Genomic DNA, 14,241 nt, shown 5'->3' on the forward strand with positions numbered 1-14,241 from the left:
CGAAAGATATTGCGATGAGTGAAACAAAAAACATTTCAGAGACGAACAACCCAACCATCCCAAGAGACCATGGTGGCCGGGCAATCGCCCACTGGAGACAGTCAGATCAAACTCCTCAATATCTGTCCTGCCATCTAGAAAACGTCGCAGCACTTTCAAGGAACTTCAGCAGAAAGCTTCGCTTCGAAACCGCGGGCGAACTAATTGGATTGCTTCATGATCTGGGCAAGTACAGCGATGAGTTCCGCGCCTACATTCACTCCGCTCTCGGCCTACTTGATCCGGACGAAGACGATTACGTCGATTCGACGGCACTGAAAGGCAAGGTTGATCATTCATCGGCTGGCGCCCAATTCGCTTGGAAGGAGTTGGCCAAGAAAGGAGCGCAAGGCGCCCTCATTGGCCAGTGGGTAGCACTCTGCATTGCATCCCATCACTCAGGCTTAATCGACAGCCTAGCCCCTGAAGGGATCGACGTCTTCGGCAAGCGCATGCAAAAACCAGAAGTAAAAGTTCATCTTGACGAGGTGAAGCTGCACGCAGAAAAGGAAATACTTGATCGAGCACATGCATTGCTTGACTCGCCCGCACTGATCGATGAACTACGGCGTCTGCTTTCAAGCATCAAGCACTACGAGAAAAATCCAAGACCTCTAAGTCAGCATCTTGGTCTAGCACTCCGCTTTTTATTCAGCAGCCTGATTGACGCCGACCGAATCGATACCGCTAACTTCGAGCATAAGAAAGTGGCCTCCTATCGCCCACAAGGGGATTACGTGCCTTGGCAGGTACTTATCGAACGTTTGGAGAAAAAACTATCCGCATTTACTCCACGTCATCCGATTGATAATTTGCGGAAAAAAATTTCCGATGAATGTCTTTACGCGGCCAATCGAGCGTGTGGGATTTATACGCTAACCGTCCCTACCGGAGGTGGGAAAACCCTGGCCAGTTTGCGCTTTGCTTTACATCATGTCGCACATCGCAAGTTGGAAAGAATCATCTACATCATTCCCTTTACATCCATCATCGATCAAAACGCCACTGTCGTACGCAACATTCTTGAGCCCGAGGATTGTCCGCGGGATAGAGGTAGAGTCGTTCTGGAACATCACTCTAGCGTCACACCAGAAGTACAGACTTGGCGCGAAAAGATTCTCTGTGAAAACTGGGATGCTCCTGTGGTTTACACCACCATGGTTCAGCTACTGGAAAGTCTATTTGGAAGTGGTACGCGCGGAGCACGCCGCATGCATCAACTGGCCAATGCCGTTCTAATATTCGACGAGATTCAAACAATTCCCATCCGCTGCGTTCATCTCTTCAATAACGCGATCAACTTTCTTAGCGAACAGTGCAACAGCACCGTGGTGCTGTGTACAGCCACACAACCTTTGCTAAACAAGGTGGCAATAAACGAAGGGGCCATTCGTCTCTCAAGCGGGCATGAAATAGCTAGCAATGTGCGACAACTCTTTACCGACCTCAAACGCGTAACCATTCACGATCAACGCCGTACAAACAGCTGGAGCTTTGAAGAAGTAGCCAATCTGGCCCGGAATGAAATTCAGCAGGCAGGAAGTTGTCTAGTCATCGTTAACACGAAAGATGCGGCAAAGCAGATTTTCTTGGCCTCCAAGACATCAGACTACTCCAGCGACGCCTTATTCCACCTCAGCACCGACATGTGCCCAGCACATCGCAAAGCCGAATTGGCAACCGTGAAATCACGGCTCGAAGCTGGATTGCCGACACTTTGCGTATCCACACAATTGATTGAAGCCGGAGTTGACGTGGACTTCGGCGTTGTAATTCGCTCCATGGCGGGGCTGGATTCCATCGCGCAGGCGGCTGGACGCTGCAATCGCAATGGCCGACCTGAACCCGGGCGTGTCCATTTAGTCAATCTGTCAGAGGAACGAGTAACACGTGAAACCCTACTGGACATCGCCATCGGGCGTGAAAAGGTCGCCACGATTCTCGACTCCTTCCGTGACAATCCGGCTCGTTATGACCATGACTTGCTCGGCCCACAAGCCATGACTGATTACTACACCCACTATTTCTTTGAGCGGCAGTCCGACATGGCTTATCCAGTTTCCGAAAAAGAAACGAAGGATATCGGTCGTCATGACTCTCTGCTGAGCCTTCTATCGGAAAACAGGCTATCCCTCGAGGAATCGGTTCGCAAAGGGAATCAACCTCCTTCGCATGGTCTACTGAACCAGTCATTCATGTCGGCCGCCAACGCCTTCAAAGCTATAGATTCGCCCACCCAGGGGATCATCGTGCCGTTCGATAAAGCCGGGGCCAATCTGATCAGCGAACTATATGCGGCATACGATCTTTCTCTTGAATTCGACTTGTTGCGCAAGGCTCAGCAATTCACCGTCAACGTTTTCCCTCATATATTTAAGAGGCTATCTGACGCCGGGGCCTTACATGAAGTTAAGGATGGCCTGCGTATCTACAGCCTCGACTCCCGCTACTACAGCAAGCAGTTTGGTCTTTCGACCGAACCGGTTTCTTTGATGGAGACACTCAATGTCTAACACCCGGCGCAACAGTATCGAATTTCGTCTATGGGGCCGATACGCCCTGTTTACCGATCCACTGACCCGCGTCGGCGGCGAAAAGTGCTCATACCACATCCCGACCTATGAAGCCCTTAAAGGAGTTGCCAAGTCGATCTATTGGAAACCGACGCTTATATGGGTCATTGACGAAGTACGGGTGATGAAGCGTATTCGCACCCAAACCAAGGGCACCAAACCACTAAATTTAAGTGGAATATACCCTCGGGAGCGAGACTCTTCAAAGAAAGAGGAACCTTTTAATACGCTAGCGATTTATACCTTCCTCTCCGACGTAGAGTATCAAGTACGAGCCCATTTCGAGTGGAACATGCATCGTCCAGAATTGGCGGATGACCGCATAGAAGGCAAGCACTACGACATCACGAAACGTATGTTGGAGCGAGGAGGCAGACAAGACATTTTTTTAGGAACCCGCGATTGCCAAGGCTATGTCGAGCCATGCGAGTTCGGCTCAGGCCCCGGGGATCTCGATGCCGATGGCGAGCTCGGGTTCGGTCTGATGTTCCACAGTTTCGATTACCCCGACGAAACCGGCCCAGATATGGACGGAAAGCACAAGCTTTTCACGCGTAGTTGGCAGCCGAGGATGGTGAATGGTGTGATCCGTTTTGATCGACCGGAGGATTGCAAGGTACGTCGCTTTGTCCGTGAAATGACTCCAAAGGTCTTTGAACTTAGTCGGAACCATCACCCTATTGGTGATGAGGAGGCTAATTTGGCGCTGCCACTCGAGGGACGGCCATGAGTTGGATCGATAAGCTTTATAAGACTTACGAATATTGCGTTGGACATGAGCCGGAAGGATTCACTCCATTGATGCCCATTTGCCATACCACGCAACAAGCTCAGATTGAAATCGTGCTTGACGCACGCGGTTACTTCAAACGAGCAGTTGTGCTCGAAAAATCTCAAGCCACAACACTGATTCCCTGCACCGAAGCTTCTGCCGGACGTACAGGTCAAAAACCAACCAACCATCCTTTTGCCGACAAACTGCAATACATCGCCGGAGATTTTTTATTCTATGGCGGAGCCGTGACGTCAGGTTTTGCCAAAGAACCGGAAGTTCCTCATCAGGCCTATCTGACTACTTTACGCAACTGGGCAAAGTCAGAATGGCCACATCCCAAGCTAAACGCTATTTTGGCCTACGTAGAAAAGGGGAATATCGTCCAGGATTTGGTTCGAGCTGATATTTTACCAACTGGGGCGGACAGCAAACTCCTCAAAAAGTGGAGTGATGAGCAACATCCGGCACCTGCCATTTTCAAAGTCATCCAAAACACTCAATCCCCGGAAGATGCCTTTATCCGCTGGAGAGTGGAAAGTTCGCCTGAAGACCCTTTATCTGCACCGTGGCAAGACACGGCTTTGATTGCCTCGTGGATTGCATATTACCAACACACCCAATCATTATTTGGGATATGTGCCGTGACCGGACAAAAAAGTTCACTCGCACTCCAGCACCCCGCAAAGCTGCGTCACTCAGGAGACAAAGCTAAGCTGATTTCTGCCAACGACAATTCCGGCTACACCTTCCGTGGGAGATTTCTAGAAGCAGAGGAGGTCGTATCGGTTGGGTTCGATGTCACCCAGAAAGCGCACAACACCTTGCGTTGGCTACTTGCACATCAAGGGTACCGAAAGGGTGACCAGGCCATTGTGAGTTGGGCTGTCTCCGGAGCCCAACTTCCCGATCCGATCAAGAACTCTTTTGAACTATTGGAGCTTGATACGTCTGACATCGTGACCACCACCAGTACCGTCAGCACAGATCAAAATTTTGCGCTCCGTCTCAAGAAGGCCATCGCCGGCTATGGCTCCAAGCTCAGCCCCAACGAAGATGTCATGGTTATCGGACTGGACTCGGCTACACCTGGACGCATGGCGATCAGTTTCTACCGGGAACTGAAGGGCTCCGACTTTCTTTCTCGCATAGAGGCCTGGCATACCCGTTATGCCTGGCACCAAAACTATGGCAAGGATTCGCACTTTATTGGGGCACCGGCACCTCCCGATATTGCCGAGGCAGTCTATGGCCGCCGCTTGGACGAAAAGCTCAGAGGCTCAACGGTTGAACGCCTTCTACCCTGCATCATCGATGGCTGGAATGTGCCACTTGATCTTGTTCAAAGCCTGGTACGACGAGCAAGCAATCGGGTCGGGCTGGATCATTGGGAGTGGGAAAAAACGCTGGGAATCGCATGCGCGTTGTTTAGGGGATATCACACACAAAGGAACTACCAAATGAGTTTGGATTTGGAACGAGCGAGCCGCGATTACCTGTATGGGCGCTTACTGGCGATTGCGGACAGCATTGAAGGCTATGCGCTGTCATTGACAGACGAAAGCAAAAAGCGGGAGACCACAGCGGGACGACTCATGCAGCGCTTTGCAGACCGCCCCTTCTCAACCTGGCGGACCATCGAACTGGCGCTCAAACCCTACGAGGCCAGGATGCAGGCGGGAAGCGATAGATCGGTTGCCACCTTGGTAAAACGCCGCAAGTTACTCGATAACGTCATGAGCTTACTGGACTCAATCGAGGGCAGAACCAGTGATGCGCCGCTAAGTGGCGAATTTCTGCTCGGCTACCACTCACAACGCAAGGATTTCTGGCCATCGGCTGACTCGGACAAGAAGTCCGACGAGAGCGAAAGCTCTGCTGATACCAGCGTTCAAAATAGCTAACAGTCTTTCTAAAAGGAAACTCATATGAGCCCCCTACAAAACAAAATCGATTTCGCCCTTATTATCCGCGTACATCATGCGAATCCGAATGGCGACCCACTCAACGGAAATCGACCGCGTACTGACTACGGAGGTTTCGGGGAAATTACCGATGTATGCCTCAAGCGAAAATTGCGTGACCGGCTGCAGGAATCTGGTCATTCCATTTTTGTGCAGTCAGATGATAGAAAAGTGGACGGGGAAAGCAGCCTGCGTAATCGTGCCGAGTCGGAAACCAATGGCTTGGGAAAGGACGCCTGGAACCCGAAGAAATCAAAAAAAGACGAAACCGCAAGAAAGGCCTGCGCCAAGTGGTTTGACGTGCGGGCATTCGGTCAGGTTTTTGCCTTCGGTAAAGAAGGTGACGCCAGCGGAGTCTCCATTCCTGTTCGTGGTCCGGTGACAGTGCAATCCGCTTTCAGCAAGGAAATCGTCAACATCGCCAGCACCCAGATTACCAAGAGCGTGAGTGGTGAAGGTGATGGCAGCAAGCGTGGCTCGGACACGATGGGCATGAAGCATCGCGTCGAGTTAGCCGTTTATGAATGTTATGGCAGCATCAATCCGCAACTCGCAGAACGAACCGGCTTTGGCGATGCCGATGCAGAGATACTTAAGAGCATTCTTCCCAAGATTTTCGAGAACGATGCTTCCTCAGGGCGTCCGGACGGCAGCATGCGAGTGTTGAATGTTGTCTGGTGGAAGCACAACTGCAAGGCAGGGCAATACTCCTCCGCTAGGGTCCATGACTCTCTGAGGAACTTACTCAAGAACGATGGCAGTTTTGATCGAGACACCTTATTGCAGGCTCTTCCCGGACTGACTCCGGAAATCATCGAAGGCTTTTGAGACCACGTTGCTCAGCGCCGCCCTCCCCAATAGCCCGGGCGGTGGCGCTGATGATGACTTCTCCCGCAGCGCGAACCGCCTCCTCAAGCGCCAGCGGATGAAAGGAGAAACGCATGCATCAGCGCGAGCCGATAGCCGCAGCACGCAGGCGTGCAAGCGCCTCGTCACCGTCGACCCAGGCGACTTCTCCTCGCTCCATTGCGTCGACACGGCGTTCGGCCTCCTCGGCCCAGGCCGTTTCGATCTCTTCAGGCGTAACCCCCGGATCGGCATCACGATGCGCGAGCAGGCTCACGATGAGCGCATCCAGATCGTCCAGCGGGAGTTGCAGGGCTTCGGCAACCAGGGCCTGCAGGGGCATGCTCATGACAAATCCTCGACGTCGATAACGACTTCAATCTTAGCAGCCACCCCATGCCGGAACCACTCGACCCCATTCCCCTCTCCGCCCTCCAGCACTGGGCCTATTGCCCGCGCCAGTGCGCGCTCATCCACCTCGAACAAGCCTTCGAGGACAACGTGTTCACGCTACGCGGACAGGCCGTCCATGCCCGTGCCGACCAGCCCGGCGTGGAGGTGCGTGCCGGCTTGCGGGCCGAGCGCGCGCTACCGGTGTTCAGCGACCGCCTCGGTCTGATCGGCAAGGCCGACGTGGTGGAGCTCCAGCCCGACGGCACACCCTACCCGGTGGAATACAAGCACGGCTCGCGCAACAAGAAGGCGGCCATTGCCGCCTGCGACGACCTGCAACTGGCCGGGCAGGCCCTGTGCCTGGAAGAAATGAGCGGCAGAGCGGTACCCGAAGGGGCACTGTTCTACGCGACCTCCAAGCGCCGCCGGGTCGTACCGATCACGCTGGCGCTACGCACCGCCGTCGAGACCGCCGTGATCGAGATCCGCACCATGCTGGCCGGCGGCCAGACTCCGCCCCCGGTTAACGACGAACGCTGCCATGCCTGCTCCCTGCGCGACCTGTGCCAACCAGCAGCACTGTCCCACACCGCCGAACGGGATGCCCTTCACCAAGCCCTCTTCGACCCGGATACCTGACCCATGCAACTGCTCAATACCCTCTACGTGACCCTGCCGGAGAGCTATCTGCATCTGGAGAACGACACTCTGCGCATCGAGGTGGAGCACGAAACCCGCCTGCGCGTACCGCTGCACCATGTGGGCAGCGTGGTGTGCTTCGGCAACGTCAAGTTGTCCACACCGCTGATGCACCGGCTGGCCGACAGCGGTATTGGACTGGTCCTGCTCGACGGCAATGGCCGGTTCAAGGCCCGGCTGGAAGGCCCCGTGTCCGGCAACGTGCTGCTGCGCCAGGCCCAGCATGAACGCAGCCGCGACGCAGGTTTCGCCCTCTGCATCGCCCGCTGCTGCGTGGCCGGCAAGATCAAGAATGCCCGCCAGGTGCTGCAGCGCGGCGCCCGGGAAGCCAAGGAGCCTGCCGATGGGGCCAACCTGACCCGCGCCGCGGATGACCTCGCCGCCGCCCTGCGTGCCCTTCCCGCCGCTACCGACCTGGACACCCTGCGCGGCATCGAGGGCGAAGCCGCCCGCCAGTATTTCGCCGGACTCAACCTGGTCGTCCGCCCCGAAGCCCGCGCCGCCTTCCAAATGGATGGCCGCAGCCGGCGCCCGCCCCGCGATCGCATGAACGCGCTGCTGTCCTTCCTGTATTCCATGCTGATGAACGACTGCCGCTCGGCCGTCGAAGCCGCCGGCCTCGACCCGCAGGTGGGCTTCCTGCATGCCTTGCGTCCAGGGCGTGCGGCCCTGGCCCTCGATCTGATGGAGGAATTCCGCGCCGTCGCCGACCGTGTCGCGCTGACGCTCATCAATCGCGGTCAGATCGGCGCCGACGACTTCGTCGAGCGGGAAGGCGGCGCCGTACTGCTTGAAGGCGACGCCCGCAAAGCCGTGGTTGTCGCCTGGCAGGAACGGAAACAGGAAGAACTGACCCACCCACTCCTCGAACAAGCCATTCCACTCGGCGTCGTCCCCTTGGTCCAAGCCCGCCTGCTGGCACGCAGCCTGCGCGGCGAAATGCCCGAATACCTGCCCTTCGTGATCCGCTGAAAGTACCGCCATGCTCGTCATCGTCTGCTACGACGTGAATACCGAAACCAAGGCCGGCCGCCGACGCCTGCGCCGGGTTGCCAAGGTCTGCGAAGGCATCGGCCAGCGCGTCCAGAAATCCGTCTTCGAATGCCAGGTCAACCTGATGCAATTCGAATCCCTCGAACGGGAACTCCTTGCCGAAATCGAATTGACCGAAGACAATCTCCGCCTCTACCGCCTCCCTGAAAGCCGCGGCGCCGAAGTCCGCGAACACGGTACCTTCCGCTCCACCGACTTCAACGGGCCTCTGGTGCTGTAACATCCCAAACGCGAACCCCAAGCGCCCATCGTTTCCCCGCCGGGTTCGCGCACGTACCAAGTGTTTGTATTGGAAAGATAAGCCTTTAAGCATTCCCTCCATGAAACGCCAGCCATCGCACCCTACGCGCAGGTTCGCGCAAAGCGACCTTTTTCCCGTGATGGCTCAGACCTTTGCGCGCGAAGGGATTCGTCCGTTAGCAATAACGGACGTGGATTGAAACACGCCGGACCAGCCGACGACCTACACAGCCGGGGGATTCGTCCGTTAGCAATAACGGACGTGGATTGAAACAGCTCTGCGCTTCTCCCACATCCGGTTTGCCTTCTGATTCGTCCGTTAGCAATAACGGACGTGGATTGAAACATCCAGTCGTCAGTGCCCAACGCGTTCATGTCGCGATTCGTCCGTTAGCAATAACGGACGTGGATTGAAACTCTTCGCGGAACCGCTCTACCCACCGGGACAGCAGGATTCGTCCGTTAGCAATAACGGACGTGGATTGAAACATCCCAAGGCTTAGGCAGGCGCGGCATCCATGCCGATTCGTCCGTTAGCAATAACGGACGTGGATTGAAACCCGCAAAGCCGACTCATAAGACACATCGAACACCGATTCGTCCGTTAGCAATAACGGACGTGGATTGAAACTTGCGGAAGGCATCCTTTGGCATGCGATCAACAACGATTCGTCCGTTAGCAATAACGGACGTGGATTGAAACCGTCTTGCGCCCCGCGCAGTTGCAGGCAGCCGAGATTCGTCCGTTAGCAATAACGGACGTGGATTGAAACCGGGTCTATCGAGCGCAACGATCCCAATGCTAGCTGATTCGTCCGTTAGCAATAACGGACGTGGATTGAAACTTGCTATTGGCGTGGCACTCTACCTGGCTTCCGAGATTCGTCCGTTAGCAATAACGGACGTGGATTGAAACCTGGCTCAAGGTTTCGAGCTGCTGAATGGGCTTTGATTCGTCCGTTAGCAATAACGGACGTGGATTGAAACAACTACCACAAGGGCTCGACCAACAACGTCGAGGCCGATTCGTCCGTTAGCAATAACGGACGTGGATTGAAACCACCATCGTGCCGTACTTCCCGTACTTCCGGCGCGGGATTCGTCCGTTAGCAATAACGGACGTGGATTGAAACTGGACGACGCGCGGCCTGTGCCGGGCGGCGCCCTGATTCGTCCGTTAGCAATAACGGACGTGGATTGAAACTTGTCGACGATGTCGAACTTGGCGCCGGTCAGCGGATTCGTCCGTTAGCAATAACGGACGTGGATTGAAACGACTTCGATGCTAAGGAAGCGCAGGCCGCCGAGGGATTCGTCCGTTAGCAATAACGGACGTGGATTGAAACGACATCGGTGTGTCCGTCGATATGCTGGGAAACGGTGATTCGTCCGTTAGCAATAACGGACGTGGATTGAAACCACCCGAGGCCATTGATCCCGACGCGGCCGCCGGCCGATTCGTCCGTTAGCAATAACGGACGTGGATTGAAACAAGGGTGTGCGTGTCTAGTAAAACTTAGCCTGTCGATTCGTCCGTTAGCAATAACGGACGTGGATTGAAACGACCCTTTACACGCTCTTTCCGGGGTGTCGGGTTCGGATTCGTCCGTTAGCAATAACGGACGTGGATTGAAACATTCAATCCCACTTCGCGTTCTCATTGGCCAATGGATTCGTCCGTTAGCAATAACGGACGTGGATTGAAACACGCCGGACTGACCACCATGGAAACCGCAGCCCTGATTCGTCCGTTAGCAATAACGGACGTGGATTGAAACGAGCCTATAGGCGCCACTTACAATCAATTCACGAGAGATTCGTCCGTTAGCAATAACGGACGTGGATTGAAACGTCGGTAGAGCACGGGCGGCTCCTGATGCGGGACGGATTCGTCCGTTAGCAATAACGGACGTGGATTGAAACTCGTTCCTGTCGTTGTCGGGGCTGGAAAAGCCAACGATTCGTCCGTTAGCAATAACGGACGTGGATTGAAACAGCTCGGCCGGCACATCGTCCTCATAGGTATCGACGATTCGTCCGTTAGCAATAACGGACGTGGATTGAAACCCACCGATCATGGCCATCATCCCAATGCGTCGCGCGATTCGTCCGTTAGCAATAACGGACGTGGATTGAAACCCGATCACTGACGCCAGCTTCCCGAATGGCCTGCCGGATTCGTCCGTTAGCAATAACGGACGTGGATTGAAACATGTCAGCGAGCGCGGTACCGAGTTGATCGTCGAGATTCGTCCGTTAGCAATAACGGACGTGGATTGAAACCTTATTTCATAAGGTGTTTTGATGGGTAACACAAGCGATTCGTCCGTTAGCAATAACGGACGTGGATTGAAACCTCCATGTGACCGCGATAAAGAGTTCGGACCGGGGATTCGTCCGTTAGCAATAACGGACGTGGATTGAAACACGGGTTCATGGCACCGAATCCGGGCGTGATGCCGATTCGTCCGTTAGCAATAACGGACGTGGATTGAAACACCGAGACGAACAAGACGGTCTCGCTGGGCAACGTGGATTCGTCCGTTAGCAATAACGGACGTGGATTGAAACAACGAGCCACAGATCGGCGCCAGGAAGACCCAGCCGATTCGTCCGTTAGCAATAACGGACGTGGATTGAAACCGCTGCGATCTTCTGCAGCTCCTCGAGCGTCTTCGCGATTCGTCCGTTAGCAATAACGGACGTGGATTGAAACCTGCGGCTTGAAGTGGTGGCGGATTTCGGCGATGGGGGATTCGTCCGTTAGCAATAACGGACGTGGATTGAAACTGGAAACAACCTGATGTTGCCGGCTACACCGGCCGATTCGTCCGTTAGCAATAACGGACGTGGATTGAAACCACCACCAGGGTCGGCTGCGTGGCATAGGCGTCGAGATTCGTCCGTTAGCAATAACGGACGTGGATTGAAACGACTCCGCCACCGGTCTTCCACCACTCCGACTGCTGATTCGTCCGTTAGCAATAACGGACGTGGATTGAAACGATTCGGGATGTGGCGCTCACAGCACACCCCCAAGATTCGTCCGTTAGCAATAACGGACGTGGATTGAAACATCGTGTAACGTTACATCGTCGTTACTGCAACGCAGGATTCGTCCGTTAGCAATAACGGACGTGGATTGAAACCGGCTCGGCGTCGCCGATGTGGCGCCAGTGCTCGGGATTCGTCCGTTAGCAATAACGGACGTGGATTGAAACATATCCTTGGTCTGGTGATCAGCGCGGACGCTGGCGATTCGTCCGTTAGCAATAACGGACGTGGATTGAAACAACGCGGGTGCGCTCACCCTCGGCACCGCCCACACGATTCGTCCGTTAGCAATAACGGACGTGGATTGAAACAGATCATTGATGTGCCCGCAACGTGGGCACTTGATGGATTCGTCCGTTAGCAATAACGGACGTGGATTGAAACCTTCATCGGCCTTGCGGAGGGCCCAGATGGAGCCGGATTCGTCCGTTAGCAATAACGGACGTGGATTGAAACGTCCGAAGAGCCCTACCTGCGCTGCAGCTGGTGGGATTCGTCCGTTAGCAATAACGGACGTGGATTGAAACCCTGCGTCGCCAGGGCAGCAATGCGCTGGCTGAAGATTCGTCCGTTAGCAATAACGGACGTGGATTGAAACCGGCATCACGCTGCGCTGCGAAATCGACCGGCTGCGCGATTCGTCCGTTAGCAATAACGGACGTGGATTGAAACAAGGTCTACGGGAACGAGGCGACGGCGCTCTCCATGATTCGTCCGTTAGCAATAACGGACGTGGATTGAAACAAAGCCGACGCCAGCGCCAACATCTCCAGCGTCACACCGATTCGTCCGTTAGCAATAACGGACGTGGATTGAAACGATCTGGTCCCGCTTGGGGTTGTCGATGATGGTCGATTCGTCCGTTAGCAATAACGGACGTGGATTGAAACGTCGGTCACATCTCTTCCGACCCATTCAAGGAATGATTCGTCCGTTAGCAATAACGGACGTGGATTGAAACGTTTATCCGGCACGCCGGAGATAACTCCTTCCCTGGGATTCGTCCGTTAGCAATAACGGACGTGGATTGAAACTTTGGGCGCGACTATGCCCACACGGGAAATTCTAGATTCGTCCGTTAGCAATAACGGACGTGGATTGAAACAAGGTTGGCAATCGCTTCAAGACGCTGGGCGAGGCGATTCGTCCGTTAGCAATAACGGACGTGGATTGAAACGCAATGGCCGTTTTCGCGTAGGGCAGAATCAGCGCGGATTCGTCCGTTAGCAATAACGGACGTGGATTGAAACGCCGTCGCCACCATCGAGCAGGTCAACTACCGCGGATTCGTCCGTTAGCAATAACGGACGTGGATTGAAACCTCGCTAGTCAGACGGTGCCCGTACCATTCGACCGATTCGTCCGTTAGCAATAACGGACGTGGATTGAAACTGACATCACGGTGGCGAACTTGTAGAGCGCCTCCGATTCGTCCGTTAGCAATAACGGACGTGGATTGAAACGGCCTGCGCCGCGCGGGCCTGCTCTGCGACCTGTGATTCGTCCGTTAGCAATAACGGACGTGGATTGAAACGAACGTCAGCCCGTTGTCGGACTCATGGACGATTGATTCGTCCGTTAGCAATAACGGACGTGGATTGAAACGGCGATGGTGAAGGCCGGAACGATCCAGCCTGATGGATTCGTCCGTTAGCAATAACGGACGTGGATTGAAACAAGCGTGCAAAGCCGATTGATTCGGAGGGCGCGGGATTCGTCCGTTAGCAATAACGGACGTGGATTGAAACTGATGATTGTTGTCGAAATGGTGCACTTCCTGATGATTCGTCCGTTAGCAATAACGGACGTGGATTGAAACGGCGTCAAGGACGACACATCAATGTCGTCACCAGCGATTCGTCCGTTAGCAATAACGGACGTGGATTGAAACTTTGGTCTTTACACGGTAGCCAAAACGCTTGGCTTTGATTCGTCCGTTAGCAATAACGGACGTGGATTGAAACGTCATAACAAACCCTCCTAGGGCGGTGCCTCACCAGGATTCGTCCGTTAGCAATAACGGACGTGGATTGAAACCGGCGCAAGTACTACCTCAACGGGAGCCATGCGGGGATTCGTCCGTTAGCAATAACGGACGTGGATTGAAACTCCCTTGGCCTGCGCCCCTTCTTCGGCGGCGACGGATTCGTCCGTTAGCAATAACGGACGTGGATTGAAACCTGCGCTCTTCGGCGCCGCCTGCTCGACATCGCCGATTCGTCCGTTAGCAATAACGGACGTGGATTGAAACAGCTCACAGACATCGATGTTGCCCAACTCACCGAGGATTCGTCCGTTAGCAATAACGGACGTGGATTGAAACTCACGAGCCTGCTCAACCTGGAGGCCCGCGGGGTGATTCGTCCGTTAGCAATAACGGACGTGGATTGAAACTGCTCGATGGCGTCCCAATGACTGTCGCGCCACAGAGGATTCGTCCGTTAGCAATAACGGACGTGGATTGAAACCATTACGAGTACCAGGGCGAGGGCGAGCAGCTCATGGATTCGTCCGTTAGCAATAACGGACGTGGATTGAAACTGGGCGTCTATACGCCCGACGAGATTGAAACGATCGATTCGTCCGTTAGCAATAACGGACGTGGATT

General features: G+C 54.6%; 8 protein-coding genes and 1 CRISPR repeat array (1 of these 9 running past the window's edge). Of the genes, 7 read left to right on the top strand and 1 reads right to left on the bottom strand.

What is annotated here, in order from left to right; genetic code table 11:
- The first annotated feature begins 14 nt into the window (after positions 1–14).
- The 4 genes from cas3 to cas7c are packed head-to-tail and all read left to right on the top strand — an operon-like array spanning position 15 to position 6,176.
- Positions 15–2,552 (top strand): CRISPR-associated helicase Cas3', encoded by a 2,538-nt coding sequence (gene cas3, locus AC1PPK_RS02350; protein ID WP_481116245.1) that lies wholly within the window; start codon positions 15–17, stop codon positions 2,550–2,552.
- Complete coding sequence (gene cas5c, locus AC1PPK_RS02355) at positions 2,545–3,342, top strand: type I-C CRISPR-associated protein Cas5c (RefSeq protein ID WP_481116246.1); 798 nt, start codon at positions 2,545–2,547, stop codon at positions 3,340–3,342. Before cas3 ends, cas5c begins: the two co-directional genes overlap by 8 nt.
- Complete coding sequence (gene cas8c / locus AC1PPK_RS02360; RefSeq protein ID WP_481116247.1) at positions 3,339–5,288, top strand: type I-C CRISPR-associated protein Cas8c/Csd1; 1,950 nt, start codon at positions 3,339–3,341, stop codon at positions 5,286–5,288. The genes cas5c and cas8c overlap by 4 nt, the downstream gene beginning before the upstream one ends.
- Positions 5,289–5,312: 24 nt before the next feature.
- Positions 5,313–6,176 (top strand): type I-C CRISPR-associated protein Cas7/Csd2, encoded by an 864-nt coding sequence (gene cas7c / locus AC1PPK_RS02365; protein ID WP_481116248.1) that lies wholly within the window; start codon positions 5,313–5,315, stop codon positions 6,174–6,176.
- 118 nt (positions 6,177–6,294) lie between these two features.
- Here cas7c and AC1PPK_RS02370 read toward each other — a convergent pair whose 3' ends face one another.
- Entirely contained in the window at positions 6,295–6,543 is a 249-nt protein-coding gene (locus AC1PPK_RS02370) for an addiction module protein (protein WP_481116249.1), read from the bottom strand.
- Between the two features lie 47 nt (positions 6,544–6,590).
- On the opposite strand from AC1PPK_RS02370, the gene cas4 reads away from it, so the two are divergent.
- The 3 genes from cas4 to cas2 are packed head-to-tail and all read left to right on the top strand — an operon-like array spanning position 6,591 to position 8,559.
- Positions 6,591–7,226: a CRISPR-associated protein Cas4 gene (cas4, locus tag AC1PPK_RS02375; RefSeq protein ID WP_481116250.1), complete on the top strand. Its 636-nt coding sequence runs from the start codon at positions 6,591–6,593 to the stop codon at positions 7,224–7,226.
- Positions 7,227–7,229: 3 nt separating this feature from the next.
- Complete coding sequence (gene cas1c / locus AC1PPK_RS02380) at positions 7,230–8,258, top strand: type I-C CRISPR-associated endonuclease Cas1c (RefSeq protein ID WP_481116251.1); 1,029 nt, start codon at positions 7,230–7,232, stop codon at positions 8,256–8,258.
- A gap of 10 nt (positions 8,259–8,268) precedes the next feature.
- Positions 8,269–8,559, top strand: a complete 291-nt coding sequence (cas2, locus tag AC1PPK_RS02385; RefSeq protein WP_481116252.1) for a CRISPR-associated endonuclease Cas2 — start codon at positions 8,269–8,271, stop codon at positions 8,557–8,559.
- A 186-nt stretch (positions 8,560–8,745) separates the two neighbouring features.
- Positions 8,746–14,241: direct repeats of the CRISPR family, unit length 37 nt; unit sequence GATTCGTCCGTTAGCAATAACGGACGTGGATTGAAAC; it runs 1,227 nt beyond the window's last position.

This window comes from Zoogloea sp. JDB1 (genome assembly GCF_056724025.1).

Excerpts from the sequence above, each read along its gene's own strand:
- cas3 (WP_481116245.1), top strand. The coding sequence starts at position 15 with ATGAGTGAAACAAAAAACATTTCAGAGACGAACAACCCAACCATCCCA.
- cas5c (WP_481116246.1), top strand. The coding sequence starts at position 2,545 with ATGTCTAACACCCGGCGCAACAGTATCGAATTTCGTCTATGGGGCCGA.
- cas8c (WP_481116247.1), top strand. The coding sequence starts at position 3,339 with ATGAGTTGGATCGATAAGCTTTATAAGACTTACGAATATTGCGTTGGA.
- cas7c (WP_481116248.1), top strand. The coding sequence starts at position 5,313 with ATGAGCCCCCTACAAAACAAAATCGATTTCGCCCTTATTATCCGCGTA.
- AC1PPK_RS02370 (WP_481116249.1), bottom strand. The coding sequence starts at position 6,543 with ATGAGCATGCCCCTGCAGGCCCTGGTTGCCGAAGCCCTGCAACTCCCG.
- cas4 (WP_481116250.1), top strand. The coding sequence starts at position 6,591 with ATGCCGGAACCACTCGACCCCATTCCCCTCTCCGCCCTCCAGCACTGG.
- cas1c (WP_481116251.1), top strand. The coding sequence starts at position 7,230 with ATGCAACTGCTCAATACCCTCTACGTGACCCTGCCGGAGAGCTATCTG.
- cas2 (WP_481116252.1), top strand. The coding sequence starts at position 8,269 with ATGCTCGTCATCGTCTGCTACGACGTGAATACCGAAACCAAGGCCGGC.